The following is a 26,034-nucleotide window of genomic DNA, read 5'->3' as shown; positions in this document are numbered from 1 at the left end:
TAAGTGTTGCTACGTACTGGTAGTCAGTGTTACTTTGTACCGGTAATCAGTATCACCAGGTAGCTGAAGGTGAGCGTGGCGCTGGAGGGCCGCGCCGCTCGGCTCCCTGAGTCTCAGCGCTCCAGAAAGGAAGCAGAGCATGGCGGACGCGACAAGCGGGGCACCCGAACCGGGACACGTCGAGCGCCGGACCGTGTTGAAGGGCGTGCTGGGGGCCGGTGCGCTCGCGGGGGCGCAGGCCGTTCTCGCCGGCCCCGCCGACGCCGCCGTGAGCGGTGGTGGGGACGACGGCGAGCGCGGTGTCGAGCATGGCTGGGGGAAGGTCGCGGACGTGTTCCGTGCGAACTTCAGGAATCCTGGCGAGGTCGGCGCGGCGTGCAGCGTCTACGTGGGCGGCCGCCCCGTCGTCAACCTGTGGGGCGGCCTCGCCGACCGCGAGGCGAAGCGGCCGTGGCGCAGGAACACCATCGTCCAGGTCGCCTCCACGACGAAGGGCGCCACCGCGATCTGTGCTCACCTGCTGGTCCAGCGCGGTCAGCTCGATCTGGACGCCCCGGTGGCACGGTACTGGCCGGAGTTCGCCGCGGCGGGCAAGGAGCGGATACCGGTGCGCTGGTTGCTGTCGCACCAGGCCGGCCTGCCCATTGTCGACGGGCCGCTGACGTTCGAACAGGCGTGCGCCTGGCACCCGGTCATCCGTGCGCTTGAGGCCCAGAAGCCGCTGTGGCGGCCGGGCACCGAGCACGTCTACCACAGCGTCACCTACGGGTTCCTGGTCGGCGAGATCGTACGCCGGATCACCGGCAGGTCGCTCGGCACCTTCTTCGCCGAAGAGGTGGCCGCCCCCCTCGGGCTGAGGGCGTGGATCGGGCTGCCGGAGAAGGAGGAGAAGCGGGTGGCCCGGCTCCACGACGCGGCCCCGTTCAGCCTGGAGGAGCTGCTGGCCGGGCTGATCGCGACGACCGGGCTCGACGCGGACACGGTCACCGCATGGGTGAACGCCGTGTGGGCTCCGGGCTCGGTCCAGGCCCGTGCCGGTGAGCTGGGCGGCGCCCTGACCGACCCCAAGGTGTTCGCGACGCGTGCCTGGCGCGCGGCCGAGTTCCCTGCCGCGAACATGCTCGCCGACGCCCGATCGGTGGCACGGATGTACGCCGCCACGGTCAGCGACGTCGACGGGGTGCGGCTGCTCGATCCATCGACGGTCGCGAGAATGACGGCCGTCCAGACCGACAGGACACCGATGCATGGGCTGCCGCCGGGGCTGAACCTCCCGGCCGACCGCTCCTTCTACATGTCGCTCGGGTTCTGGCGAGCCTGCCCGCCGCTGCCGATGACCGGGCCGGGGTCGTTCGGCCACCCGGGCTCCGGCGGATCGATCGGCTTCGCCGATCCCGACGCCGGTGTCGGCTTCGGCTACGTCACGAACCTCTGGAACTACCGGCCCGACGACCCGCGGGCGTCGAACCTGGCCAAGGCCGTCCGATCCTGCCTGGGATGACCGACCTCCAGGCGTCGCCGCAGGAACCGGCGGCCCGCCACCCGCTCGGCGCGGGGTGACCTGACTCATCCCGTTCGTCCGGCTTCGCACATGACGCCGACCGGATGGCAGGTCGGTCACCCCCCGTCGTCACCTTTCTCTTCTCCCGGGAGCGATCCATGCCCACCGTCCCTTCGGGAAGCGTGCAGGCGCCGCCTCCGGCACAGGTCCGCGCGCTCGCCCCCGACCTGGCGCGCGGCGTGATGCTGTTGCTGATCGCGCTGGCGCATGCGCCGACCTTCGTCAGCCACGCCGACCTCGGCCCGTCGGCGCTCAACAGCGTCAGCCAGTTCCTCAAGGTCCTGGTCGCCGACAACCTGGCGCGCACGATGTTCGTGTTCCTGTTCGGCTACGGCCTCGGCCGGCTGGCCGCCGGCCGGTTCGCGCAGGGCGGCGATTGGCCCTCGGTCCGCAAGCTGCTGCGGCGCCGGGGGTTCTGGCTCCTCGTCATCGGGTTCCTGCACGCGACGCTGCTGGTGCCGATCGACATCGTCGCGACGTACGGCCTGGCGCTACTGATCATGGCGCCCATGGTCCGCGCACGTGACTCGGTCCTGCTCTGGACCACGGCGATCTCCTTTGTCCCCGCGACGGCCATCGTGGCGTGGACGACCGTCCGGGCGCACGCCGCGGCGGCCGCCGGCCACCCGGAGTCGCTGCCGTCGCTGATGAAGGACGACTTCGCCGGTCAGTTGCTCCTCCACCTGATGCTGTGGCCGGCGAAGGTACCGGGGATGGTCCTGCTCGTGGTGCCCGGCATCGCGATCGGCATCTGGGCCGCGCGGCGCCGGATCATCGACGAGCCCGAGCTGCATGTGGTCCTGCTCCGCCGCGTCACCGTCTCCTTCCTCGCCCTGGCCGTCGCGGGCAGGCTCCCGATGACGCTGATCTCGGCCGGGGTGTGGACGACCGGCTCGACCTGGCTGCCGGCGATCGCGCACACGATCGCGGGGTACGCCGGCGGCATCGGACTGGCCGCCGCCATGGGGCTGATCGCCGTCAAGATCGGCGGCGACCGCGGCCGCCTCACGACCGCGCTGGTGGCGCTCGGTCAGCGCTCGCTGAGCTTCTATCTCTTCCAGTCCGTCGTGTTCGTCGCCCTGTTCTATCCCTTCGCGCTGGACCTGGCCGATGCCATGGGCTCCGCCGCCGCGCATGCCATCGGCGTGGCGGTCTGGTCGCTGTCGATCGTGCTGGCGGACTGGATGCGCCGCGCCGGCCACCGGGGGCCCTGCGAGATCGCCCTGCGTCGGCTGTCCCGCTGATCCACACGCCGGCAGGGACTTGGGGGCCGGTCGGTGTTGCAGAGGGTTGTCGCTCTGCTTGGTATCTGTAGTGTCAGGTGCTTGGGCGTTCAGGCTCGCGGCAGGCGTGGCGGGGTCGGCGTTGGCGGAGTGATCAAGGGCAGGCCGGCGTGCTTCCATGCGCGGAAGCCCCCGATCACGTCGGTGGCCTGGCCGAGGCCGATCCGGTGCAGCGAGGCGGCTGCCAGGGACGAGGAGTAGCCCTCGTCGCAGAGCACGATCCAGGCGATGTCGTGGCCGGTCGCCTCGTGGATGCGGGCCGGGCAGGTGGGGTCGAGCCGCCATTCCAGGTGATTGCGTTCGATGATGATCGCGTCCGGGATCTCGCCGTCGGCCGACCGCTGGAAGTGCGGGCGCGTGTCCACCAGCCGGGCGCCCCGGGCGAGCGCGGCGGCGGCTTCGGTGGGGGACAACCGGCGCAGTCCGGCGCGTGCCGCGGCGAGCAGGCGGTCGACGGCCGGCGGCCGGACGTCCTCCTTCGGCTCACTCATCGAGGAACTCCGTAAGGACCGGTACCAATGCCTCCGGCGGCACCATGTGATGCTGTCCGGGCAGCACGCGATGGGACCCGGCGGGCAGGTGGCGGGCGATCCGGCGGCCGGAGTCGATCATCCAGGCGGGGCTGTGCCCGCCGTTGATCACCAAGGTGGGGACGCGTACGGCACGCACCAGATCGGCCGGGACGGTGCCGCCGCTGTGGACGTTGCCCATGATCTGGAACTCATGACCGAGCGTCGGCGCCATCGCCCGTGTGCGCGGGTCCCGGCTCGACTGCTCGACCATCGCCGAAGGCATGCCGGCACCGGCCAGGAACAGCTCCACTGCCTCACCTCTTCGGTCCTCGGCCAGGGCCGCCTCGATCTTCTCGGCGATGTCCCGCGCGGCGGCTCGGTGGTCGGCGTCATCAGGCCCGTAGGGCGGCTCGTGCACGACCAGCTTGATGATGGCACACCCATGCGCCGCGGCATGTAAAGCGAGGGCCGCGCCAGAGGAATGTCCGTACACCGAGGCCGCGCCCCCGGCCGCGGTGATGAGCGCGGCGATGTCCTCCACCTCGCGGAGTACCGCGTAGGGGCGGGTGTTCCCGCTGTCGCCTCGTCCCCGGCGGTCGTAGTTGATCACGGTGTGGTGCCGGGCCAGGTGCTCGGCGAGGGCGTAGGTGTCGCTCCTGTCGCACAGGGCCGGGGCCACCACGACGACCGGCGGGCCGTCGCCGATCCGGTCGAAGGCGATGGGAGTTCCGTCCGCCGATGTCACCTTGTCCATACCGGGTCCTGTCTGTTCGGAGGTCTTCGGAAGGAAGTCGAAGCCGGGACCCGGATCTCGACCCGGCACACCGATATGGCCGCTCGCCTGTGCCGGCTGTCCGAACGCCTGACCGGCGTCACCTGCACATGAGCGTCACTTGTCGCGATCCGTGGAGCCGGGAGGAAGTTGATTCGCCTGGTCGTAGGCTTCCTGCGAGGCCGCCACATCGCCGAGGTGGGCGATGGACCATTCCTGCAGGGCGCGCAGGGGCTCGCGCAGGGTGCGGCCTGCCTCGGTGAGCGTGTATTCGACGCGGACCGGGACTTCGGGGTGGACGGTGCGGTGGACGAGCCCGTCCCGTTCGAGGCCGCGGAGGGTCTGGGTGAGCATCTTCTGTGAGATGCCCTCGATGCGGCGGCGCAGGTCGGAGAAGCGGGCGCTGCCGTCCCAGAGGGCGCCCACGATGAGGACCGTCCAGCGGTCGCCGATGCGGTCCAGGATGCGGCGGGTCGGGCAGTCCGCGCTGTAGGGGCTGCCATGGAGCACCGGCTCGGTCGAGGTGGTTACCACAAAGTGCCTTCTTCCCGTTGGAGAGTTGCTCTCATACGGTAAGCGCAGCGCGTCGTTCGACGCCACCCATCCCGTAGAAGCAGAAGGGCACCCCCGTGTCTCGTATCACCATCATCGGCGGCACCGGCTATTCCGGTTCGGCCATCGCCGCGGAGGCCGCCGGTCGTGGTCACCAGGTCACCGCGCTGAGCCGTTCGCTCCCCGAGGCGCCGATCCCGAACGTGACCTACGTCCAAGGCGACGCCGCCGACGAGGCGACGCTCGCGGCGCTCATCGAGGACACGGACGTCGTGGTGGCCGCACTCGCCCCGCGCGGCCCGCTGGCCGGTACGTTCCGCGACGTCAACCGCACCATCGCGCGCCTGGCCGATGCCAAGGGCGTACGCCTGTACGTCGTCGGCGGCCACTCCTCGCTGCGCCCCGCGGCCGGGGCGGACCGTTTCGTCACCGACCTCAGCCACATCCCCGCGGAGTTCCACGACGAGATCCGCGCCGGGGCGGCGCTCATCATCGAGGATCTCCCGGCCGCGCCCGCGACGCTCGACTGGGTCTTCGTGAGCCCGGCGCTCAGGTTCGGCGCGCGGATGCCCGGCGAACGGCTCGGCCGTTACCGGCTCGGCGGCGACGTCGCGGTTCAGCCCGAGGACGGCGGTGCGATCTCCGCCGCGGACTACGCCCTCGGGTTCGTCGACCTGATCGAGAAGGGCGACCACCACAGAGAACAGGTCAACCTCGGCCACTGAGTATGGCCCACCCCGCCCCATCGCGTCGCCCTTAGGAAGGCATGTTCTGTCATGGACAATGAATCTGAGAAGACGCTCTACCGGGGATACGGACCTGTCCTCGGGCTGCCGATCCAGAACGGCCGGGTGGATCTCGCGGGCTTGCCCCCGGACCTCCAGCCGGTGGTGCGCAAGTCGTTCCCGCCCGTGGTCGAGAAGGCGAAGGAGCCGCTGGTCGGCATCACGACCGACGGGCACGTCGTACCCGATCTGTTCGCCCTTCAGGACACCGGCTGGGACCCCGGGTCCGCGACCAGGGCGGCGACCGCGTTCCTCGACCACCTCACTCCCACCCAGCGCGAAGCCGTCAGGTTCGCCATCGACGCGGACGAGTGGCGGATGTGGATCAACGCCTTTCCGAACTGGGACCCGCACGGCCTGCGGCTCGAGGACCTTGAGCCCGCGCAGCGGGATCGTGCGCTCGCGATCCTAGAGGCGTCCCTGTCCGCCACCGGCTTCTCCGACGCCCGGACGGCGATGAAACTCAACGCCGCGCTCGGCGAGCTGATCGGCCACTATCGCGACTCCCTCACCGAGTACAACTACTCCATCGCACTGTTCGGCACCCCCTCGGCGACGGAGCCGTGGGGCTGGCAACTGTGGGGCCACCACCTCGACGTGCACTGCTTCATCATCGGCCGGCAGATGGTCCTCACCCCGACCTTCATCGGGGCCGAGCCCACCGAGGCCGACCGCGGTGTCCACAAGGGCCTGCGCCTGTTCGACGAGCAGCGGGCGGCCGGACTCGGCCTGCTGCGCGGCCTGCGCCCCGAGCAGGCACGTCAGGCCGTTCTGCACCCATCGATCCGGGTGCAGGACCTGCCCGCCGACCTCGCCGATCCGGTCAACGGCAGGCACCTGGGCGGCGCCGCCCAGGACAACCGCGTCATCCCCTACGCGGGGCTACCGGCCGGCGGACTGTCCCACCGGCAGCGGGAGTCGCTGCTGCACCTGGTCGGGACCTACGCGCGGCGGCTCCCGGACGGTCCCGCCGCCGCGTTCATGGCGGACGTCGAGCGGCACCTCGGTGACACGCACATCGCCTGGATCGGCGGGAGCGGCGACGACGACGCCTTCTACTACCGCGTCCACAGCCCCGTCGTCCTGATCGAATACGACTGCCAGCGAGGCGTCTTCCTCGACAACGAGGAGCCCGAGCCGTTCCACGTCCACACCATCGTCCGCACCCCCAACGGCGGCGACTACGGACGCGACCTGCTGCGCCGCCACCTCGCCCGCCACCATCCACAGCGGCGCGCCGGACGCTGACAACGGTCGTGGGCGTGATCGTCGCATGTGGATCGCGTTGCGACGATCACGCCCACGGTTCATTCCAGGGTCAGCTCAGCGGACGCCAGGGGCCGTGCGGATCGCCCGGCTGCTGGTTGCGGGTCCACCAGGTGGCCCTGTACCGGTGGCCACGGTGTTCCACCACGTCACCGGCCACGAAGATGCGGCTCGGTGTCCAGACGGCGGTCCCGTCGGCGGTCGTGGCGATCTCCTGCCACGGCCCGTTCGGGTCGCCCGGCGCCTGGTCGCGGGTCCACCACGCCGCCCGCCAGAGCGCGCCGCGGTAGGTCACCTCGCTGCCTCCGGTGTAGACGGTGCCGGGGGCCCACGCGGGGGCCTTCGCCACGGTGAAGGCGCTGACGGCGCTGCGGGTCACGTGGCCCGCCGGGTCGCGCAGCTCGGCGTACCACTCGTAGGAGCCGCCCCGGGTGAGGCCGTTCAGCACCACCGAGACCCGCTCGGCGCCGACCGCCGGCCGTACGTCACCGACCTGCTTTCGCGGGCCGGCCGCGACGGTGAGCGATTCGGCGGCGAGGGTGCGTGTCGTGCTGCCGCCGAGGTCGATGTCCAGGGCGAAGTTCTCCGTGTCCGCGCCGTGGAAACCGGGGATCGCGCCCTGGGGGACCTTGTGGTGCCAGTTCCCGTCGGACGTGGCCTTGCCCAGCAGCGGCGACCAGGTGTTGAAGTAGATCAGGTCGTTCTCGGCGTCGACGCTGATGTGCTTCAGGTACTCCTGCCCGCCGTACACGCGCGACTGGTAGTCGGTCAGTACGCCGTAGACGCGGTTGCCGCCGGCGGTCTGCCGGGAGGCGACGCCGGTGCCGGCGATGTGGCCGCCGAGCACCAGTTTGACGTTCGGGTACGGGTCGATCAGCGCCCTGGTGACGTTGTCGTTCGACCAGCCGTTGACGCCCTGGTTCACCGAGTTGTGGTTGGCGATGATCACCGCGTGGTCCTGATGGGCCTCGATGACGCGCTTGGCCCAGGCCAGGCCGGGGTCGCCGGCGTTGTCCGCGGAGAAGAAGCCGACGGTGATCAGCAGCAGCTTCGCCCCGTCGATCTCGGCCGTGTAGTAGTAGTTGTCGATGTTGTCGCTGCCCCCGAACCGCCAGGGGCCGCCCTTGAGACTCTTCTCGAACCGCTCCATCGGGAAGTACTTCGGCAGCATCACCCGGCCGTTGCGCGCGTCCGAGTAGTCGTGGTTGCCCCACGAGATCATGTACGGCAGGCCCGCCTTCTCCAGCGCCCGCGCCGACGGCTCGGCGTTCTCCCACTGGTACTCCTGCGACAGGTACTCGCGGTTGACCCAGTCGCCCGACTGGAGCACCAGCCTGGTCTTGCGCGCCGCCGCGACGCCGGCGATGTACTCGAACTGGTGGGTCATGAGGTCGGGCGTCGCCTGCGCGTAGAGCTGGGAGTCCGGTACGTGGTCGAAGGCCCAGTCGTACCGGTCGGCGGCGGGCATGGACCCGACGTTCTCGGGCAGGGCGGTCATGCCGCGCCAGACCAGCAGGTGCAGCTTGCCGCCGGCCACGACGTTCTCGGCGGCGCGGGCGGTCACGTCGAGCTGGACCGCGGCGCCGGACGGGTCCGCCCCTGAGTCCTTCAGGATCCAGCGCCCGGCCGCGTGGTCGTACACGTGGGCCGACACGGTGCGGTCGTCCCCGGAGCCCGTCCAGGTCAGGTGGAACTCCTGCTGCTTCGCCTGCTCGCCGGTCAGCGAGATCTCATAGATCTGGAACGGGTTCTCGTTGCTTCCCCTCGTCGTCGGCAGCAGTTCCTTGCCCACGGTGCCGCTGCCGGGCTTCAGCGCGCCGGGCACCCTGTCGGGGGTGGTCCCGGTGCGTACCACGACGTTCGAGCCGCTGAGCGGGATGGTCGGGCCCGCGTAGAACCTGGCCTCGACCCGCTCGCGGTCCTGGGTCTGGGGCGTCGCGCTCAGCGTGACGTTCGGGCCCTTGCCCGCGGCGGCGTCGTCGCTCACCTTCGGCGCGGCGGGCGCCACGGTGTCCTTGACCGTGACCCGGATCTGGACCGGCTCGGCCACGTCCCGCGACCCGCCGGAGGCGGGCTTGCCCGACCTGCCGATGGCGGCGGCCCCGACCGTGAGCGTCTGCTCGCCCGTCTGATTCACCGGCACGCGGACCGTGAACGGCCCCGCGTCGACCCGCTGGGTGAGCACCTGCTCGGTGCCCACCCGCGCGGTCAGCTCGGCGCGGCGGCTGACGGTGCCGGTCACCTCGGCCAGGCCCGCCTCCAGCGAGCCGCCCGCGCGCGGGGTGCCGACCACCAGCGTCAGGCGCTCGCGCGCCCGCTCGACCCGCTCGCCGAAGGTCACGGCGTCGCCGAACAGGTTCGCGTACCGGAAGGACTCGAAGGCGGGCGTGAAGGCCACCCCCGCGATCTGCACCTCATCGACCAGGCCGCGGAACGGCGTCCGGAGGGTGCCGTCGTTGGTGTAGTAGTCGCCGATCGTGGTCTGCACGGCCGGGTCCGAGAAGGTGCTGCGGTACTCGACCATCTGGCTGTGCACCTCGCGGCCGTCGACGAACACCGAGTACGTCATGCCGTCGTAGGTCTGGGTGACCAGGTGCGGCCTGCCGTCGGCGGGGAAGCCGAACCGGTGGCTCAGATCGACGTTCCCGAACTCGAAGCTGTTGCCGGCAAGGCGCGTGCCGACCTGCTTCTCCGGCCGCACGCCCTGCCAGAACGTGAGCTGCCCGTCACCGGTCGCGCTCTCCTTCGCGACCACGGGGGCCGGTGCGCCCAGCGCGGCCAGGTCCTCCTCGGTGAGGGAGTACACGCCGCTGATCGCGATCCGGTCGTGGCCGCCGCCGACGTCGCCCGCGTACTGCAGGCGCGAGGCGCCGAACCGCGCCTGGCCGGTGCCCCGCTCCGAATGACCGGTGGTGATGTCGCCGCCCACCACGAGGCCGGACTGCCGGCCCGTGGAGTCGGTGCGGCGCTCGCCGCTCGCGGTGCCGCCGCCGAAGTGCTCGACCAGGGAGTACGCCTCGCCCCACACGGCGGTGGGATCGTTGCCGGGCGCTCCGCCGCCGAAGTACGCCCACACCTGCCGCGCCGACCGGGCGGGCAGGCTCGGCACCCGGACCCACACCGTCGAGGTGCCGCCCGGCCGCCAGGTCTCCACCTCGAACGGCAGGGGAGCGCCGTCCGCGGCGAAGAAGGCCAGCTCGTCCGGCTTGACGTCGGGCGCCGCCGGGATGCGGAGCTGGACCGGCGTGCCGGTGAAGTCCGACGCGGTGTCGTTGCGGACGGTGACCATCTGACGGGCGGTCGCGCCGGGGTCGGCCCAGGCCACGGTCTTGCCGTCGGTGGAGACCAGGCCGCCCAGCTCGCGCAGCCGGCGTTCGGCGGCCTCAAGGCGCGACAGGCCGGTCAGGGCGCCGCGCTGCGCCTCGCTGAGGCCGTTCACGGCGTCGCGTACCGCGGCCACCGCCTTGGCGTCCTTCAGGGTGATGTCGGCCGCGGCGGGCAGCTCGCTGATCCGGGCGGCGACCGGGGAGATCGCGCGGTCGATGCCGAAGCCCTCGAACAGGCGGGGCACGCCGCGGTCGCGGATGTCGTACACGTTCACCGTGAGGCGGGCCGCCGTGACGTTCACCGCCGTGAAGTTCTCGCCCGCCTGCTCACCGGTGCGGTCGAACAGCCGCAGGTAGGGCTCCAGATCCACCCCCTGCGGGTCGGTGGCCTGCTTGTAGTGCTTGGCGCCCGCGGTGTTCGGCAGGAAGTAGATGGAACCCTTGGGGTCCACCGCGTACTCGACGCGCTTCCCGGCGCGGACCTCGGTGATCTTGGTGGTCTCGACCGGCCGTGCGCCCTGGACCCCCTTGGGGTCGGCGGCCAGTACCTTGGACCGGCTCATCACATGGTCGTGGCCCTGGAGCACCAGGTCGATGTCCAGCTCGTCGATCACCGGCACAAGAGTGCGGCGCATCGCCATGACGTCGCCGTCGTCCAGGTGGTTCGCCGTCGTGTAGACGCCCTTGTGCATGGCCAGGACGAGCCACCTGGCACCGGCGTCGCGCGCGGCCCTGGCGTCGGCCCGGAGCCAGTCGATCTGCTTCTTGGAGATCCCCTCGGGGCCGCCCTCGTTGGTGTTGAGCACCATGAAGTGCGCCCGGTTGTAGGTGTAGGAGTAGTACACGCCGCTGGAGCGGTTCTGGTCCTGCGGGCCCGCGAGCGTGAAGTGGTCGGCGAACGCGTTGGCCGCCGCGTCGTGGTTGCCCGACGCCGGTGCGAACGTGGTCTTCAGCAGGCTCGGGCGGGCGGCGTCGAGCAGGTCCTTCCAGTCCTGCTCCCGGCCGCCGTCCTCGACGACGTCGCCATTGTGCATGACGAACTCCGCGTCCGGCACGTGCCGGAGCGCCTTGGCGATGGTCTGCGCCGACAGCTCCGCCTCGGCCAGGTTCTGCGACTGGGTGTCGGTCAGGTCGATGAACGTGAAGTCCTCGTCCCCGCCCTTCGCCGTGCCGAACGTGCCGGTGGCGCTCCACACCTGCTCGGCCGCGTTGCCCACGCGGTAGTAGTAGGTGGTGCCGGGCCGCAGGTCGCGGGCGATGGCGCGGTAGAAGGTCTCGCCGTCCTCGCTCTCCTCGCGCTGCGCCTCGACGGTCACCGTGGCCGAGCCCTCGGGGAACTCGCGGTCGGTGCTCAGCACGGCGACGGCGCCGTCCGTGTTCAGCGCCGAATACCAGGTGAAGGCGCGCTGGGTGCCGGGGTCGCCATGGAAGGTGGTGGTGATCCGGTTCGGCGCCTCGGCCGCGGAGACGTACTTCGGCACCGGGTGGCCGAGCTCGGCGTCCCAGCTCCACTTCTCGGCGAAGTCCCAGCCCAGCTTCTCGTACGTCGCCCGCTGGGCGAGCTGTTCGGCCGCGGTGTCGGTGCCGTGCTGGTTCCTGGTGCCCGGCCCGGTGACGGTCTTCCCGCCGATGGTGATCGCGGCATTGGCCAGGTTGTTCTCCGCCGTCCAGCCCTCGTAGCCGGTGTAGCCGACGATCCGGCCGGCGAAGCCGTCGATCCCGCCCCGGTAGGCGATCGAGCCGGACAGCGCGACGTTGCCGGTGAACGAGCCGCCCGCGCTCGGGTTGCCCGGGTAGGCCACGACGTGCGCGGCGTCGATGCCGCGGGTGCCGCCCGCGCCGCCGTCGGCGGCCACGGTGAGGTTCGCCTCGACGAGGTTGTCGCGGATCGTCACGCCGCTGTTGGAGTACGCCACGAGGCCCGCGGGCATCTTCTGCGCGCTGATCGCGGCGCGTACCCAGTTGCCGGTGACGGAGCCGCCGCGCAGTTCGGCGACCAGGCCCGCCGCCTTCTCCGCGCCGGTGGCCGTGAGGCGGGCGTCGAGCACGGCGTTGCCCGTCAGGGTCGCGTCGGTGGCGACGACGGCGAGGCCGGCCACGAACCCGCCGCGCGTGCCGCCGTCGGCCGTGACGTTCGCCAGGGTGAGGCCGCGGATGGTGCCGCCGACGAGCTGCCGCACCAGGCCGAGCCGGTCGGCCTCGCCGCCGGCGCTCGCCTGCGGGGCGTAGAGCAGGCCGCTGACCTTGTGCCCCGCGCCGTCCAGCACGCCCTCGAAGCGGTTGATGCCGCCGAACGGCTCGCGTCCGGCGAAGTCGAGGTCGGCGGTCAGGGCGAAGTGCCTGTCGCCGGTGTACCGGGCGTTGCCGGCGTTGAGCTGGGCGGCGAGCAGTTCCAGGTCCTCGGGGGAGCCGATCTCGTAGGGCTGCTCGGCGGTGCCGTTGCCGAACAGCGTCGAGGTGTACTTCGGCACCGGGTGGCGCAGCGCGTCGTCCCACCGCCAGGCGTTGGCGAAGTCCCAGCCCAGCTTCTCGTACGTCGCCCGCTGGGCAAGCTGTTCGGCCGTGGTGTCGGTGCCGTGCTGGTTCTTGGCGCCCGGCCCGGTGACGGTCTTCCCGCCGATGGTGATCGCGGCGTTGGCGAGGTTGTTCTCCGCCGTCCAGCCCTCGTAGCCGGTGTAGCCGATGATCCGGCCGACGAACCCGTCGGCCTTGCCCGTGTAGGCGATCGAGCCGGACAGCGCGACGTTGCCGGAGAAGGCGGAGCCGTTCGGCGAGCCCGGGTAGCCGGTGATGAAACCCGCGTCGATGCCGCGCGTGCCACCGTCCCCGCCCGGCGCGGCGATCGTCAGGTCGGCCGCCGCCAGGTTGTGCCGCACCTGGGAGTTCTGGTTGACGTAGGCGGCGATGCCACCGGGCATCTTGGCCGCGCTCAGGGAGCCGGTCACGAGGTTGTCCTCGATGGTCCCGTTGTGCAGCTCGGCGACGATGCCGCCCACCTTCTCGGCGCTGCTCGCGGTGAGCCGCGCGCCCTTCACGGCGTTGCCGGTCAGGGTGGAGTTGGTGGCCACCACGGCGACGGCGCCGATCCAGCCGCCGGTGCTGGTCCCGGCGTCGGCCTGCACATCGTCGAGGGTGAGGTCGCGGATCGTGCCGCCCTCCAGGCGGCGGACCAATCCCAGGCGGTCGGCCTCGCCTCCCGCCGACGCCTCCCGTACGAGCCGGACGCCGCTGATCGTGTGACCGGCGCCTTCGAGTGTTCCGGTGAAGGAGTTGATCCCGCCGAACGTGCTTCCGCCGAAGTCGATGTCGGCGGTCAACCGGTAGGCCGCGCCGCCGAGACCGCCCGGGTTCCCGTTGATCGCTCCGGCGACGGTGCGCAGGTCGTCGGCCGAGTCGATCTGGTACGGGTCCCGGGGGGTGCCGCCGCCGTCGATCCCGGGCAGCGGGTCCGCCGCGTGGGCGGCGGGCACACCCGTCCCGAGGGCGGCGACGACGCCGAGCGCGGCGGCGACGCGTGCGAGGGCACGGGTGCGTGACAGGACATGGGAGTGCATGCCGGGAGTTCATCGATCAACGTTGAATGCGCTCGGGCCCACCGGCAACGCCGCGATGAACATCATGGTTTCGGCTCGTTGAATTCTTGATTTTCGGCTGATCTGCGGACCCTGCGTCACTACAGCAGAAGGGAGGCGACGCCGAGCAGCGCGCAGACGCCCAGAATGCGCAGCATCGGCCAGCGCAGGACGAACGTCATCACCAGCGCGGCGGCGACGATCGCGAGTACGGCGGGCGCGATCCCGGCGAACAGTGCGGTCACCACCGTGGTGTCCTGCCAGATGACGTAGACCGCCGACAGGGCGAGCAGGGCCAGCATGCCCGGCAGCACGAACAGGACCCCGGCGACCAGGCCGCCGCGGGTGCCGTTCAGCAGCCAGCCGACGTAGATCGCCAGTTGCTGGGCCTCGGGGCCGGGCAGCAGCATGCAGTAGTTGAGCGCGTGGTTGAAGCGCCGCTGGCCGATCCAGCGCTTCTCCTCCACGAGCGTGCGCTGCATGACGGCGATCTGCCCGGCCGGGCCGCCGAACGTCTGCAGCGAGATGCCGAACCACGCGCGCAGGGCCTGCCGGAAGGGGATCACGTCGCCGGTCACCGGCGGCGCGGCGGCGGATGCCTCGGGTCGGTCCATACGTCCTCCGTCGCCTACGCCGGGGGGCGGCCGAGCAGGAACGCCCGCTGGTAGTACTCGTACAGGCCGTCGAACAGCGGCCCGGCCAGCTCCAGGACGCGCTCGTCGCCGCAGGTCATGGACAGGCCGCGGAGGATGACATCCAGGCCGGGGGCCTCGGGGGCGTCGTAGCGCTCGTCGTCGATGTCGGCCTCGTGCACGATCTCGGCGATCTTCCACAGCACCGGGTCGCCGAGGTCGTAGCGGCGCAGGATCGTCTCGAAACTGCAGTCGGGGCCGTGGTGGGACAGATCGACCCCGCGCATGTCGAACGGCGTGGCGTCGGGCGGCACCTGCGCCGGGTCATCGACGAAGACGAAGGCCGCGTCGGGGTCGAGGTGACGGCGGATCAGCCAGGCGCACGCCGCCCGGTCGATGTGCACACCTGCTCGGGTCGCCCACTTCATCGGTTCTCGTCCTTCCGGGAGGCGGCCGCCCGCTGTTGGGGATCGGGCTTCTTGTCGGGGTCGGCCAGTGCGCGGACGGCCTGGTGGGCCGAGTCCCGCTCGGCGGGCGGGAAGAAGTCGCGGCGGGCGATGCGGCGCAGTTCGGCGCGCAGGCGTCCGGCGGTACGGGAGCGTTCGCCCGGCCTGGCGTTCGTGGCGGCCTGGGCGGCGATGATCACGGTCTGGTACTCGGCCCGGCGGTCGGCCTGCATCTGCCCGGCGATCGCGCGCTCCTGGGTCAGGCTGCCCGGCACGGCCAGCCACACGGTGGCGGTGCCCTGGCCCGCGACGATCTCCTCGGCGATCCAGTCGAACTGCTCCCGGGTACGCGCGTCGCCGGGGAGCGCCACCAGCCCATCGCCCAGCCGGGCCACGCCCAGGCGTTCCAGCTTGCGCCAGATCGCGATGCGCGGGGCCGACGGCTGGCGAGGCATCCGATAGGCCAGCAGCACCCACTGACCCACCTGCCCCGGCTGACCGGGGCGGCCGGGCAGGGCCGCGGGCTCGTGTTCCACGAACATCTCCTCACTTGGTGCAACGACAGTAACTGTAACCGTGGTTACGGTCCAGGGGAAGAGGGTGACCGTCCCAGCCGTGGACGCACCTCGGCCGACGCCAGTATGTCGGCCAGGGTGATCTTGGCCAGGAGAACGTACTCGCGCTCGCGCGCGGCCGTCCGGATGACGGCGAGCGGTCCGGCGACGGCATGCACACGTCGTTTCTCCTCGACGCCTTCGACGATCTCGATGACGTCGGCGACACTGACCTCGCCGGGACGGCGGGCCAGCCGATATCCGCTGCCGCGCCGGCCGTGCACCAACCCGGCCCGCCGGAACTGCTGGAGAATGCTGCTGCAGTATGAGCGGGGAATGCCCTGGCCGGACGCTATCTTCTCCGCCGATAACGCGTCGGGGGCCGCGGCGGCGAGGGCGACGGCGGCGCGTAAAGCGTAGTCGGTCGTCGCGGAAATGGACATCATCCCGCCCGATGGCACGCCGGCGGGCCAATGGCATGTGCATCAGGGATCATCACCGCGCAGCCACCGCTTTTAAGGTATTCCGAAATGCCAGGCCACTCTGAACGCAATACTGAAGGCCGCGCACTACGGCCATGAGATTCACCTCGCCAGGTTCGCGTGGGGGTTGCAAAGGTGCCCTCCCCGGCACTCCGGCAATGTAACCATAGTTACAGTAACCATCGCTACAGGGTGCCGGCAGGGTGTAGGTGACGGCACCCGGGCACCCGCGATCAAGCAGGTCGAATGCCGGGCATATGGCTGAGCTGGGCAGACGTGATGTTGACGATGCAACGCTGTGCGATGTGACGGTGGTTACAGTAACCTGAGCAATACCATGCGCCTCTGGCCAGCGACGACAGCGGGTCACGGAGCGACAGAGAAGCTTCGCGAAGGGCTTGCTCTGAAGCGCTTCACGGCACTTTAATGCTCCGTACATCGACATTACGAGTCGGAAATAGGGGAATCATGGAATCGCGCAGGCTTCGGGCTGTGGCGACGGCCACTGCTGTGGCGTCACTTACGGCCTTGGTCGCCGCCTGCGGGCGCGACAGCGGCAGCGGCGGCGGGACGAGCGGCAAGATCGAATTATCGCTCGTCGCCTATTCGACACCACAAGCCGCATACGAAAAGATCATCCAAGCCTTCCAGGCGACACCGGAAGGCAAGAACATCACCTTCACCAAATCCTTCGGCGGATCGGGCGACCAGAGTCGCGCGGTAGAAGCAGGCTTACAAGCCGATATAGTCGCATTCTCCCTCGAACCGGACATGATGCGCCTCGTCAAGAAGGGCCTGGTCGCCGACGACTGGAACGCCGGCCCGGCCAAGGGAATGGTGACCGACTCGGTCGTCGTCATCGCCACCCGCCGGGGCAACCCGAAGAACCTCAAGACCTGGGACGACCTCGCCAAGCCCGGCGTCGAGGTCATCACCCCCAACCCGTTCACCTCCGGCGGCGCCCGTTGGAACGTGCTAGCCGCCTACGGCGCCAAATCCGCCAAGGGAACCGACAAAGCAGGCGGAATCGCCTACCTTAATGCCCTGTTCGCCAATGTGCCGGTACAGGATGACAGTGCACGTAAATCGCTACAGACGTTCTCCAGCGGTAAGGGCGACGCCATCCTGGCCTACGAGAACGAGGCGATCTTCGCCCAGCAGAGCCGCCAGCCCATCGAGTACACCGTTCCAGACTCCACCATCCTGATCGAGAACCCCGTCGCGGTGACCAGGAAGTCGGCCCACCCGGCCCAGGCCAAGGCGTTCCTGACGTTCCTGTACACCCCGCAGGCCCAGAAGATCTTCGCGGCCAACGGCTACCGGCCGGTGATCGAGGGCGGCGTGCCGGGCGTCACCTTCCCGTCCCCGCCGGCGCTGTTCACCATCGGCGATCTCGGTGGCTGGCCGAAGGCCACCGCCGAGTTCTTCGATCCCAAGGGCAGCGTCATGGCCGATGTCGAGCGCAGGCTCGGCGTCTCGATCGAGGCGAAGTGACCGGTTCCGCACAGACGGTCTCCGCCTCACGCGCCGGGCCGAGAGGCGCCCGGCGCCGCGCCAGCGGCACCGCGCTCGGGCTGGGCGCGGCCATCCTCTACCTCAGCCTGATCGTGCTGATCCCGCTGTCCGCCGTGGTGTGGCGCTCGCAGGAACGCGGACCCGGTGGTTTCTGGGAGGCGGTCACGACGCCCGACGCCTGGGCCGCGCTGACCCTCACCGTCGGAGCGTCGGTCGTCGTCGCAGGGATCAACCTGGTGATGGGGACGATCATCGCCTGGGTGCTGGTGCGCGATCGGTTCCACGGCAAGGCCATCGTCGACACGCTCATCGACCTGCCGTTCGCGTTGCCGACCATCGTCGCGGGGCTGGTACTGCTCGCGCTGTACGGCCCGAGCAGCCCGCTCGGCATCGATCTGGCCTACAGCCAGGCCGGAGTCGTACTGGCCCTGCTGTTCGTCACCCTGCCGTTCGTGGTCCGGACGGTCCAGCCGGTCCTGCTGGAGTTCGACACCGCGATGGAACAGGCGGCGGCGTCCCTCGGCGCCGGATCGGTGCAGATCTTCCGCCGGATCGTGCTGCCCAACCTGCTGCCGGCGATGTTGTCGGGCACCGCGCTGGCCTTCGCCCGGTCGATGGCCGAGATCGGGTCGGTCGTGCTGATCTCCGGGAACCTCCCCTTCAAGACCCAGGTGGCGTCGGTGCACATCTTCGGTCAGATCGAGACCGACAATCCCATGGGGGCGGCCGCGGTCTCCACCGTGCTGCTCGCCGTCGCCCTGGCGATGTTGGTCACCCTCGATCTGCTGCAGCGCTGGGGAGGCCGCCATGGCTAGCCCCACCGCCGGACACGGGCTCGCCACGCGCCCGAGGTACGCGCTGCGCCTCCTGGCGCTGGGCTACCTGGTGTTCCTCCTGGTCCTGCCCGTCGTCCTCATCGGCTGGCGGACCTTCCAGGGCGGCATCGGGCCCGTCCTGGACGCGCTCACCTCGTCGCAGGCCCAGTCGGCGTTCCGCGTCACACTGATCGTCGCGTTCTGGACCGTGCTCGCCAACACCGTCTTCGGCGTGGGGGTGGCGCTCCTGCTGGTACGGCGCGACTTTCCCGGCAAGCGGTTGCTGAACACGCTCATCGACCTGCCCATGGCCGTGTCCCCGGTCGTGGTCGGACTCGCGCTCATCCTCGTCTACGGACGCTTCGCCCCCGTGGGCGCCCGGCTGGAAGACCTCGGCATCCAGGTCATCTTCTCCACCCCGGGCATGGTGATGGCCGCCGTGTTCATCTCGCTGCCCCTGGTCGTCCGGGCGGTGATCCCCGTACTGGAGGAGCTCGGGGACGAACAGGAACAGGCGGCCCGCACCCTGGGCGCCGGCTCCTGGCAGACCTTCCGCCGCATCACCATCCCGGGGATCCGCTGGGGCCTGGCCTATGGCGTCGTGTTGTGCCTGGCCAGGGCCCTCGGCGAGTACGGCGCGGTCGCCGTGGTCTCCGGGCGGCTGGTCGAGAAGACGCAGACCCTGACCCTGTTCGTCGAGGAACGCTTCCAGAACTTCGACGAACACGCCGCCTTCGCCGCGGCGACCGCCCTGGCCCTGGTGGCCGTGGTCACCCTCCTGCTCATCAAGATCCTTCGCCCGAAGGGCTGAATCACATGGCCATCGAAGTACGCAATGTCGTCAAGAGGTTCGGCGTGACCCCCGTATTGCGGGACGTCTCCATCGACGTGGCCTCCGGCTCGCTGACCGCGCTGCTCGGCCCGTCCGGTGGCGGCAAGTCCACGCTGCTGCGGGTCATCGCCGGGCTGGAGATCCCCGACGCGGGCACCGTGGCGATCTCCGGCGCGGACGCCACGAACCTGCCCCCGCAGAAGCGCAACGTCGGGTTCGTCTTCCAGCACTACGCCGCGTTCAAGCACATGACCGTGTTCCGGAACGTGGCCTTCGGCCTGGAGATCCGCAACCGGCCCAAGGACGAGATCCGCCCCCGCGTACGCGAGCTGCTGGAACTGGTCCACCTGGAGGACTTCGCCGACCGCTACCCCGCCCAGCTGTCCGGCGGGCAGCGCCAGCGCATGGCCCTGGCCAGGGCCCTGGCCGTCGAGCCGCAGGTGCTCCTGCTGGACGAGCCGTTCGGCGCGCTGGACGCGCAGGTCCGTAAGGAACTGCGAACGTGGCTGCGCCGCCTGCACGACGAGGTCCACGTCACCACCGTGTTCGTCACCCACGACCAGGAGGAGGCGATCGAGGTCGCCGACACCATCGTCGTCCTCGCCGACGGCCAGGTGAAGCAGATCGGCAGCCCGGACGAGGTCTACGACAACCCCGCCGACCAGTTCATCATGCGCTTCCTCGGCCCCGTCACCGAGCTGGAAGGCCACCTGGTCCGCCCGCACGACATCGAGATCAGCACGGACGGGCACGGCGGCGGCATCTCCGCGACGGTCTCCCGGGTGGTGCGGCTGGGCTTCGAGGTCAGGGTGGAACTGCTCATCGACCAGAAGGAGGCGTGGGCCCAGGTCACCCGGAGCACCATCGATGACCTGGACCTCCGCCCCGGCCAGGCGGTTCGCGTCCGCCCGAGCCCGAGCGCCCGCCCGCTCGCCCTGAGTACGAGATGAACCGTCCCGCTGGAGCCGCCGTCAGCCGGAGGCCGCCGAGCCGGGTCGTTCCGCCAGGTCCTTGATCCGCAGCAGGCGGGTCTCCCAGGAGCGGCCGATCCGGTCGAGTTCCCGGGCCAGCGCGCCGAGCCGGGCGCCGATGGCGAGGTAGACGACCTCGCGCCCGCGCTGCTCGGACTCGACCAGCCCGACCTCGCGCAGCACCTCCAGGTGCTTGCCGATCGCCTGGCGGCTCACCGGCAGGACCCTGGCCAGCGCGCTCGCCGACATGGGGCCTTCGCCGAGCCGGGTGAGGATGTCCCAGCGCGTCGGGTCGCCGAGCGCGGCGCACATGACGGGGAGGGGGGCGGTCACGAGCGGGTCGTGCGGGCCGCGGCGGACTTCTCGGCGAAGGCCTTCGCGGCCTGCAACTCGGCGAGCCACCCCTTGTCGTTGCCCTCGCGTTCCTTCAACCAGGCGGCGGGGTCGGCGGAGAGGCCGGAGAACCCGCTCTCCACGACGCGCAGCGTCACCCCGGCGCCGTCCCGCTCGTCGATCCAGAACTCGACGAGGGTCGAGGGCGATGACTCGTCCCGGTACGGGGTGCCGATCCAGTGGAACGCCGCGTAGCGCGGCTTGTCCAGCTCCACCGTACGGAACCGGAACTCGCCCAGCGCCGGATGGCGCACCACGGTCACGTCGCCCTCGTGGCGCAGGTCGGGGGCGGGATCGACCTCGCCGTCGTTGATGTACCAGCCGGGGCGCACGACCAGGTCCCAGACCCGCTCGGCCGGGGCGTCGATGTCGATCCGCCGGGCGATCCGGTCGAGTTCGGCCAGTTCGGCGTCGGTGTAGGTGGTGTTCATGACTTCCCCTCTCACGCATCCATCTGCAACTCCACAATTGCACATCAGGACAGCGTCTGCAACCTTGGCGTTGCACATTGTGCGGATCCGGGATGGTGAGGGGGAGCGTCACTTTCCGGCGCCGACGGTCATGCCCTCGATGATGCGGTGGCCGAGCCAGACGTAGACGGCGACGATCGGCAGGACGACGATGACGACACCGGCGAACAGGCCGCCCCAGTTGGAGGTGTACTGCATGGTCTGGTAGAGGCCGAGCAGCGCCTGGGGGAGGGTGTACCGGTCGTTCTCGGCGATCAGCATGAGCGCGAGCAGGGTCTCGTTCCAGAGGCTGACCGCGGTCAGGATGAGCGCGGTGATCAGGCCAGGCTGGGCGAGGGGGAGCATGATCGTGGTGAAGATGCGCAGGCCGCCCGCGCCGTCGAGGGCGGCGGCCTCCTCCATCTCGCCGGGCAGGGTGCGGAAGAACCCGGTGAGCAGGAAGACGCAGAACGGCAGGGACATGGCCACGTAGATCGCGTAGAGGCTGATCCGGTCGTCCCACCAGCCGAAGGCGCCGTAGAAGAACAGCGAGACCTTCTGGGCGAGGATGAAGACGGGGATGATCACGGCCTGCATCGGGATGCCCATGCCGACCGCGAAGAAGGTGGTGACGGGCCCGCCGGTGCGCCTGCCGGTGCGGGTCAGCACGTACGCCGCCGGAGCGGCCAGCGCGATCGTCGTCAGGGTGGCCGCGGCGACGATCACGATGGAGTTGAAGAAGCCCTGGCCGAGCTGGGACACGCTCCACGCGCTGTCGTAGTTCGACCACTGCGGGCCGGCCGGGAGTTCGAGCGGCGAGCCGAAGACCTCGCGGCTGCTCTTCAGCGAGGTGAGCGCGATCCAGCCGAACAGGAAGACGTTGAAGGCCGCCCACATCCACAGCAGGACGCGGGTGCCGTGGCCGAGAAGCCCGCCCATCAGAAGGTCACCGCCTCACGGCGCATGACCCGCCGGATCAGGACGACGAGGACCACGATCAGCGCCACCATGACGACGCCCATGGCGCAGCCGTAGCCCATCTCGTAGGCGGGACTGCGGCCGCCCATGGTCATGATGAACTGGTAGATCGGCACGGTCCTGGCCTGCTCGGGCGGGGCGTCGGTGGTGCCGGTGAACGCGTAGATGAACTCGAAGATCTTCAACGCGTTGATCACCCACAGCACGGCGGAGATGGCGATGACGTCCCAGCTCAGCGGCAGCGTGACGTACCACCACTGCTGGAGCTTGTTCGCCCCGGCGAGCTGGCTGTCCTCGTAGAAGTAGCCGGGGATGCGGTCGGCGCCGGCCATGAGCAGCATGACGTAGAAACCCGTGGTCACCCAGATGACGCCGACCAGGATGGTGGTGAACAGCCGGTCCGGCGACAGCCACGGCCGGGCCAGCGAGGACAGCCCGACGCCGCGCAGGCCGGCGTTGACGATGCCGTTGGGGTCCAGCAGCAGCCCGAGCCCGACGCCGATGGCGATCGGCGAGATGATGTAGGGCAGGAACAGCAGGGCCTGCAGCCCCCTGCGGAACCGCATCCCGCGCAGCAGCGCGCTGATGACGAACGCCAAGGCGAAGATGACCACGCCGCAGATCACCAGGATCTTCAGGGAGTTCCAGAACGCGGTGGTGAAGGCGGTGTCGTTCCACAGGCGCTCGTAGTTGCGGGTGCCGACGTACTTCATCTGGTCACCGGAGCCGCGCCAGGACTGGAAGCTGATCCAGATGCCGCTCAGCGCGGGACCGACGAACAGCAGCAGGTAGACCGCGAGGGCCGGGGCGACGAGCGGCCAGTACAGCTTTCTGTGCTGCTGGGTGAGGGCACTGGTCGGGGCGGGCCCGGCGGGGACGCGGGCCGGTTTCGGGGTCGGGGCGACGGTGGCGCCCGTCGTGGTGTCGGCCATTGCTCGTGCGGTCAGCCGTTCGCGTGCAGCTTGACGGTCTCGTCCTTGAGCCGCTTGACGAAGCCGGTGGCGTCGAGCTTGCCGTTGAAGAAGTCGGCGTTGGCCTGCTCCCACACGTTGGTCACCCACTGCGGGGTGGCGGCAGCGGCGTTGTCGCCGGGCAGGAAGAAGTTCGACCCGGCGGCCAGGTACTCCTTCTGGTAGTCGGCCAGCTCCGCGGGCGCGGCCACGTCGGCGCGCGGGGTGAGGTTCTTCGCCGCGGACGAGATCTTGCCGATGCGGCCCTTGTTCATGAAGAACCGGATGAACTTCTTCGCCTCGGCGGAGTTCGCCGCGCCGGAGGGCACCGCGAAACCGATGACCCCGGCGTCGGCCGCGCCGTTGCCCTTGCCGCCGGTGACCGACGGGAAGGGGAAGGACCGGTAGGTGAACCCGGAGGCGGCCTGCGGGCCGGTCTCGCTGGGCGCCCACGTGCCCATCAGCAGGATGTCGGCCGGCGTCTTGCCGCCCGCCCAGTTGTTCTGCTGGACCGGCCATTTGGTGGAGTTGAAGTCCTTGACGAGGTACCCGCCCTTGATCAGCTTCTCGACGTCCTTCGCCGCCGCCAGGAACGCCGGGTCGTCGAAGGTGGCGCCGGTCTTGTCCTGGGCCGCCTTGTTCAGCAGCCCGACACCGCCGTGGCGGATGATGGACCAGGTGGTCCAGTAGGCCGCGTAGAACTTGACGTCCCCGTCGAGCGCGAGCGGGGTGCGGCCCTTGGCCTTCTGGGCGTCCAGCCAGGTGAGAAACTCCTCCCAGGTCGCCGGGCGGCGGTCACCGAGGCCGTTCGCGGTGTCGGCGGCGTTGTACCAGATGGTGGAGCCGACCACCTCGTACGGGACCACGTACGGCTCGCCGCCGCTCGTCTTGTAGGCGGAGACCAGCCCGGCGGGGATGACGTCGCCGACCTTGCCCTGCTCGCCGTCGATGGTCCCGGCGTAGACGTCCGCCAGCCCCATGACGCCGTTGACCTTGGCGAGGTTGCCCGCGATGGCGCCGCCGTCGTTGTCGGTGAGGTCCGGCGGGTTGCCGGTGTTGAGCCGGGCGGCGACGGTCTTGAGCACGTCCCGGCCGGTCCACTGCACGTTGACCTTGACGCCGGTGGCCTTGGTGAACTCGTCGATCGCGGCCTGGAGCACCTTCTGCTGGTCCTCGCCCTGCTTCCACATCGACCAGTACGTCAGTTGCCCGCCGGTCGCGGCCGGGTCCTTGCCGCCGCAACCGGTCAGCGGCACGGTGGCGATGGCCGCGATCGTGGCGGCGAGCAGCGCCCGCCGGTGACGCAGAATGTTCATGATCTTGCTCTTTCTCGCAGGGGGTGGGGAGCGGCGGTGGGTCCGTCAGCTCATGCGGAAGTCGTACTGCGGGGGGAGGGGGTGGTCGGTGCCGGACCGGCCGGCCGCCTTGTCGCGGGCCTCGTGGTACCTGGACCACAGCTCGGCCAGGGAGTCCTCGCCTTCGCGCAGGTCATCGACGGCCAGGGTGAGATCGGCCAGGCGGGTCGCCCGCTCGGGCCGGCCCGCCCGGATCGCGGCGATGCACTCCAGCATGCGGACGCGGCCGTGCGCGCGCAGCCCGGGGGGCAGCGCGTCCACGAACTGCAGGGCCTGGGCCGGGTCGTCCATGCCGATCAGGGCGTCGAGGGTTTCGATGGCCAGCGCGCGTACGTGCGGTGCCAGGGCGTACGCCTCGCGCAGCAGGCCCGCCGCCGCGGCGGGATCGCCGGCCTGCCGGGCGAGGACGGCCAGGTTCCGCAGTGCCCAGGGGGTGCGGGTGCGGGCGGCCGAGGACGTCCAGGCCGAGCGCGCGCCGTCCGGATCGCCCGCGTGGTACCTGGCCACGCCCAGGTGCAGCAGCGTCAGCCAGTTGGGGGCGGCCGCGTCGAGCAGCGCCAGCCAGTCCGGCCCCACCTGGTACGACGCGGGCGCGTCCCCGGGCGGCCCGGCGGCCATCTGCCCGGTGGTGACCAGTCGCAGCCACGGCTCCTGCTCGAGGCCCAGGGTGGACTCGGGGAAGGGGGTGGCGGGCAGGTCCAGGCGGCGAAGCCGGGCCTCCAGCGCGCCCCACCCGGAACCGGCGTGCAGGATCTCGGCGGGCGGCTGGTCCAGGCAGCCCTCGACGGAGTCCATGGCGGACCGGGGGAGCAGTGCCTCCAGAGCGGCCTCGGGGTCCCCGGCGGCGTGCAGCCGCCCGTACGCCTCGGTCCACGACCAGCTCTCCCCGCCTGGCAGCGGCAGGTGTTCAAGCTGGGTGCGGGCCAGGCCGGCCTGGATCTCCAGATACGGCTCGCCGGCGGGGGAGAGCCATTCCTGCCAGCGCTTCCCCCCGGCGCTCTGGCCCCACACGAACAGCTTGCGTCCGGCCAGCCGGTCGGTGGAGGTCTGCACCAGGCCCGAGCCATCGGCGTCGAGCGCCGCGATCCACCTGCGGTTTCCCATGGGGATGTCGAAGAAGTGGTCGGCGGCGCGGGGCATGGCGCAGGGGTCGCCATCGGGGGCCGCCACGTAGTCGAGGGTGACACCGTCGTGTCCGCGCCAGGCGTGCGACGCCGGTACGTGCACCCGCGTGCCGGGCCGCTCCGGTACGGCGATGTTGGACCACCAGTAGACCGGCACCGGATGCGGATTGGGGTTGGTGATCCTGACCTGCACGAACAGCACCGGTGAGCCGGGCGGCGCCCAGACATCGAGCTGGTAGACCAGGTCGCGCATCCGCTCCCACTCCCACAGGCGCAGCACCTCGGCGCCGTCGGGGCGTACGACGCGGGCGGCGTGCAGCGGCGCGCAGGTCAGCGCCGTGTGGCCGGTGGTCCCCAGGTTCCATTCGACGCCACCGGCGAACCAGGCGTTGCGCAGGGCCACGTTGGCCAGTTGCACCGCCGGGTTGCGGTGCAGCAGTTCCCGGCCGGTCGGCTTGTGCGCCAGCGACCACATTCGCCCGCCCAGGCCGAGCAGGAACTCGGCCCGCAGCACGTCGTTCTCCACGACGGCGGTGGCCAGCGTCCGGTCGGTCAGGTCGCGGCCGTACCCGTCCTGCACGGTGTAGGGCAGGATCGACGCCACCCGTCCGTACGCCAGTCCGGCGGCCATGGCCTCGTCCGCCTGCGCCACCCGCGGGGAGGCCGTCCCCAGCTCAGCGGTCACCAGCGGCGGCAGCGGGTCGTCCTCCCCGAGATCGGCCATGGGGACCGTCAGGCTCGACAGGCGCACGGTGCTCATCGGCAGACCCCTTTATGATAGGCATGTAAATAAGTAAGTGCAGTAGAGTCTCGGCCCCGATGCGCTGTCAAGGGATCCGAGGGCCGCCGTTACCGATCTGTGTCCGGCGGGTGGTCGCGCCCAACGAGAACACGCAGGTAGGGCGCTAT

Annotated in this window: 22 protein-coding genes; 8 read left to right on the top strand and 14 right to left on the bottom strand. The window is 70.5% G+C overall.

The window, feature by feature from the left end:
- Positions 1-139 precede the first annotated feature (139 nt).
- Both DP939_RS20950 and DP939_RS20945 read left to right on the top strand, forming a co-directional pair.
- Complete coding sequence (locus DP939_RS20950; RefSeq protein WP_113982418.1) at positions 140-1,501, top strand: serine hydrolase domain-containing protein; 1,362 nt, start codon at positions 140-142, stop codon at positions 1,499-1,501.
- A 158-nt stretch (positions 1,502-1,659) separates the two neighbouring features.
- Entirely contained in the window at positions 1,660-2,805 is a 1,146-nt protein-coding gene (locus tag DP939_RS20945) for a DUF418 domain-containing protein (protein ID WP_113982417.1), read from the top strand.
- Between the two features lie 89 nt (positions 2,806-2,894).
- Here the strand turns inward: DP939_RS20945 and DP939_RS20940 are convergent, their stop codons facing one another.
- The 3 genes from DP939_RS20940 to DP939_RS20930 all read right to left on the bottom strand — a co-directional run bounded on the left by DP939_RS20940 (position 2,895) and on the right by DP939_RS20930 (position 4,662).
- Positions 2,895-3,335 carry a rhodanese-like domain-containing protein gene (locus tag DP939_RS20940; protein ID WP_113982416.1) on the bottom strand — a complete coding sequence of 147 codons (441 nt, stop codon included), beginning with the start codon at positions 3,333-3,335 and terminating at the stop codon, positions 2,895-2,897.
- Entirely contained in the window at positions 3,328-4,110 is a 783-nt protein-coding gene (locus tag DP939_RS20935; RefSeq protein WP_113982415.1) for an alpha/beta fold hydrolase, read from the bottom strand. The genes DP939_RS20940 and DP939_RS20935 overlap by 8 nt, the downstream gene beginning before the upstream one ends.
- 135 nt (positions 4,111-4,245) lie before the next feature.
- Complete coding sequence (locus DP939_RS20930) at positions 4,246-4,662, bottom strand: winged helix-turn-helix transcriptional regulator (RefSeq protein WP_113982414.1); 417 nt, start codon at positions 4,660-4,662, stop codon at positions 4,246-4,248.
- A 95-nt stretch (positions 4,663-4,757) separates the two neighbouring features.
- Here DP939_RS20930 and DP939_RS20925 point away from each other — a divergent pair, with 95 nt between their 5' ends.
- Positions 4,758-5,405, top strand: coding sequence for an NAD(P)-dependent oxidoreductase (locus tag DP939_RS20925; protein ID WP_113982413.1), 648 nt, complete (start codon positions 4,758-4,760; stop codon positions 5,403-5,405).
- 51 nt (positions 5,406-5,456) lie between these two features.
- Positions 5,457-6,713 (top strand): DUF3500 domain-containing protein, encoded by a 1,257-nt coding sequence (locus DP939_RS20920; RefSeq protein ID WP_113982412.1) that lies wholly within the window; start codon positions 5,457-5,459, stop codon positions 6,711-6,713.
- A gap of 70 nt (positions 6,714-6,783) precedes the next feature.
- On the opposite strand, the gene DP939_RS20915 is transcribed toward DP939_RS20920, so the two are convergent.
- The 5 genes from DP939_RS20915 to DP939_RS20895 all read right to left on the bottom strand — a co-directional run bounded on the left by DP939_RS20915 (position 6,784) and on the right by DP939_RS20895 (position 15,707).
- Complete coding sequence (locus DP939_RS20915) at positions 6,784-13,611, bottom strand: DUF2341 domain-containing protein (RefSeq protein ID WP_113982411.1); 6,828 nt, start codon at positions 13,609-13,611, stop codon at positions 6,784-6,786.
- Between the two features lie 119 nt (positions 13,612-13,730).
- On the bottom strand, positions 13,731-14,243 hold the full coding sequence (locus tag DP939_RS20910) for a chromate transporter (protein ID WP_199565305.1): 513 nt from the start codon (positions 14,241-14,243) through the stop codon (positions 13,731-13,733).
- 14 nt (positions 14,244-14,257) lie between these two features.
- Complete coding sequence (locus tag DP939_RS20905; protein ID WP_113982410.1) at positions 14,258-14,689, bottom strand: chromate resistance protein ChrB domain-containing protein; 432 nt, start codon at positions 14,687-14,689, stop codon at positions 14,258-14,260.
- Positions 14,686-15,243 (bottom strand): Chromate resistance protein ChrB, encoded by a 558-nt coding sequence (locus tag DP939_RS20900; RefSeq protein ID WP_199565304.1) that lies wholly within the window; start codon positions 15,241-15,243, stop codon positions 14,686-14,688. Before DP939_RS20900 ends, DP939_RS20905 begins: the two co-directional genes overlap by 4 nt.
- A 44-nt stretch (positions 15,244-15,287) precedes the next feature.
- Positions 15,288-15,707 carry an RrF2 family transcriptional regulator gene (locus tag DP939_RS20895; RefSeq protein WP_225878399.1) on the bottom strand — a complete coding sequence of 140 codons (420 nt, stop codon included), beginning with the start codon at positions 15,705-15,707 and terminating at the stop codon, positions 15,288-15,290.
- Positions 15,708-16,235: 528 nt separating this feature from the next.
- Here DP939_RS20895 and DP939_RS20890 point away from each other — a divergent pair.
- The 4 genes from DP939_RS20890 to DP939_RS20875 are packed head-to-tail and all read left to right on the top strand — an operon-like array spanning position 16,236 to position 19,855.
- Positions 16,236-17,237 carry a sulfate ABC transporter substrate-binding protein gene (locus DP939_RS20890; protein ID WP_199565303.1) on the top strand — a complete coding sequence of 334 codons (1,002 nt, stop codon included), beginning with the start codon at positions 16,236-16,238 and terminating at the stop codon, positions 17,235-17,237.
- Positions 17,234-18,073: a sulfate ABC transporter permease subunit CysT gene (gene cysT / locus DP939_RS20885; protein ID WP_113982408.1), complete on the top strand. Its 840-nt coding sequence runs from the start codon at positions 17,234-17,236 to the stop codon at positions 18,071-18,073. Before DP939_RS20890 ends, cysT begins: the two co-directional genes overlap by 4 nt.
- Positions 18,066-18,884 carry a sulfate ABC transporter permease gene (locus tag DP939_RS20880; protein WP_113982407.1) on the top strand — a complete coding sequence of 273 codons (819 nt, stop codon included), beginning with the start codon at positions 18,066-18,068 and terminating at the stop codon, positions 18,882-18,884. The genes cysT and DP939_RS20880 overlap by 8 nt, the downstream gene beginning before the upstream one ends.
- A 5-nt stretch (positions 18,885-18,889) precedes the next feature.
- A complete protein-coding gene (locus DP939_RS20875; protein ID WP_113982406.1) occupies positions 18,890-19,855 on the top strand; it encodes a sulfate/molybdate ABC transporter ATP-binding protein in 966 nt (321 codons plus the stop codon).
- Positions 19,856-19,876: 21 nt separating this feature from the next.
- On the opposite strand, the gene DP939_RS20870 is transcribed toward DP939_RS20875, so the two are convergent.
- From DP939_RS20870 to DP939_RS20845, 6 genes are all read right to left on the bottom strand, one after another.
- Complete coding sequence (locus DP939_RS20870; RefSeq protein WP_113982405.1) at positions 19,877-20,209, bottom strand: ArsR/SmtB family transcription factor; 333 nt, start codon at positions 20,207-20,209, stop codon at positions 19,877-19,879.
- Positions 20,206-20,700, bottom strand: a complete 495-nt coding sequence (locus DP939_RS20865; RefSeq protein WP_113982404.1) for an SRPBCC family protein — start codon at positions 20,698-20,700, stop codon at positions 20,206-20,208. Before DP939_RS20865 ends, DP939_RS20870 begins: the two co-directional genes overlap by 4 nt.
- 108 nt (positions 20,701-20,808) lie before the next feature.
- A complete protein-coding gene (locus tag DP939_RS20860) occupies positions 20,809-21,657 on the bottom strand; it encodes a carbohydrate ABC transporter permease (RefSeq protein WP_113982403.1) in 849 nt (282 codons plus the stop codon).
- Complete coding sequence (locus tag DP939_RS20855; protein WP_113982402.1) at positions 21,657-22,628, bottom strand: carbohydrate ABC transporter permease; 972 nt, start codon at positions 22,626-22,628, stop codon at positions 21,657-21,659. Before DP939_RS20855 ends, DP939_RS20860 begins: the two co-directional genes overlap by 1 nt.
- Before the next feature lie 11 nt (positions 22,629-22,639).
- Positions 22,640-23,962: an ABC transporter substrate-binding protein gene (locus DP939_RS20850; RefSeq protein WP_113982401.1), complete on the bottom strand. Its 1,323-nt coding sequence runs from the start codon at positions 23,960-23,962 to the stop codon at positions 22,640-22,642.
- Between the two features lie 45 nt (positions 23,963-24,007).
- A complete protein-coding gene (locus DP939_RS20845; protein ID WP_113982400.1) occupies positions 24,008-25,885 on the bottom strand; it encodes a DUF5107 domain-containing protein in 1,878 nt (625 codons plus the stop codon).
- Positions 25,886-26,034: the final 149 nt, after the last annotated feature.

It is taken from the genome of Spongiactinospora rosea (genome assembly GCF_003315795.1).
GTDB classification, from domain to species: domain Bacteria; phylum Actinomycetota; class Actinomycetes; order Streptosporangiales; family Streptosporangiaceae; genus Spongiactinospora; species Spongiactinospora rosea.
This window is presented reverse-complemented; position numbering and strand designations above follow the sequence as displayed.

Excerpts from the sequence above, each read along its gene's own strand:
- DP939_RS20905 (WP_113982410.1), bottom strand. The coding sequence starts at position 14,689 with ATGAAGTGGGCGACCCGAGCAGGTGTGCACATCGACCGGGCGGCGTGC.
- DP939_RS20940 (WP_113982416.1), bottom strand. The coding sequence starts at position 3,335 with ATGAGTGAGCCGAAGGAGGACGTCCGGCCGCCGGCCGTCGACCGCCTG.
- DP939_RS20875 (WP_113982406.1), top strand. The coding sequence starts at position 18,890 with ATGGCCATCGAAGTACGCAATGTCGTCAAGAGGTTCGGCGTGACCCCC.
- DP939_RS20920 (WP_113982412.1), top strand. The coding sequence starts at position 5,457 with ATGGACAATGAATCTGAGAAGACGCTCTACCGGGGATACGGACCTGTC.
- DP939_RS20860 (WP_113982403.1), bottom strand. The coding sequence starts at position 21,657 with ATGGGCGGGCTTCTCGGCCACGGCACCCGCGTCCTGCTGTGGATGTGG.
- DP939_RS20855 (WP_113982402.1), bottom strand. The coding sequence starts at position 22,628 with ATGGCCGACACCACGACGGGCGCCACCGTCGCCCCGACCCCGAAACCG.
- DP939_RS20865 (WP_113982404.1), bottom strand. The coding sequence starts at position 20,700 with ATGAACACCACCTACACCGACGCCGAACTGGCCGAACTCGACCGGATC.
- DP939_RS20935 (WP_113982415.1), bottom strand. The coding sequence starts at position 4,110 with ATGGACAAGGTGACATCGGCGGACGGAACTCCCATCGCCTTCGACCGG.
- DP939_RS20915 (WP_113982411.1), bottom strand. The coding sequence starts at position 13,611 with ATGCACTCCCATGTCCTGTCACGCACCCGTGCCCTCGCACGCGTCGCC.
- DP939_RS20850 (WP_113982401.1), bottom strand. The coding sequence starts at position 23,962 with ATGAACATTCTGCGTCACCGGCGGGCGCTGCTCGCCGCCACGATCGCG.
- DP939_RS20950 (WP_113982418.1), top strand. The coding sequence starts at position 140 with ATGGCGGACGCGACAAGCGGGGCACCCGAACCGGGACACGTCGAGCGC.
- DP939_RS20880 (WP_113982407.1), top strand. The coding sequence starts at position 18,066 with ATGGCTAGCCCCACCGCCGGACACGGGCTCGCCACGCGCCCGAGGTAC.
- DP939_RS20910 (WP_199565305.1), bottom strand. The coding sequence starts at position 14,243 with ATGGACCGACCCGAGGCATCCGCCGCCGCGCCGCCGGTGACCGGCGAC.
- DP939_RS20845 (WP_113982400.1), bottom strand. The coding sequence starts at position 25,885 with ATGAGCACCGTGCGCCTGTCGAGCCTGACGGTCCCCATGGCCGATCTC.
- DP939_RS20945 (WP_113982417.1), top strand. The coding sequence starts at position 1,660 with ATGCCCACCGTCCCTTCGGGAAGCGTGCAGGCGCCGCCTCCGGCACAG.
- DP939_RS20895 (WP_225878399.1), bottom strand. The coding sequence starts at position 15,707 with ATGATGTCCATTTCCGCGACGACCGACTACGCTTTACGCGCCGCCGTC.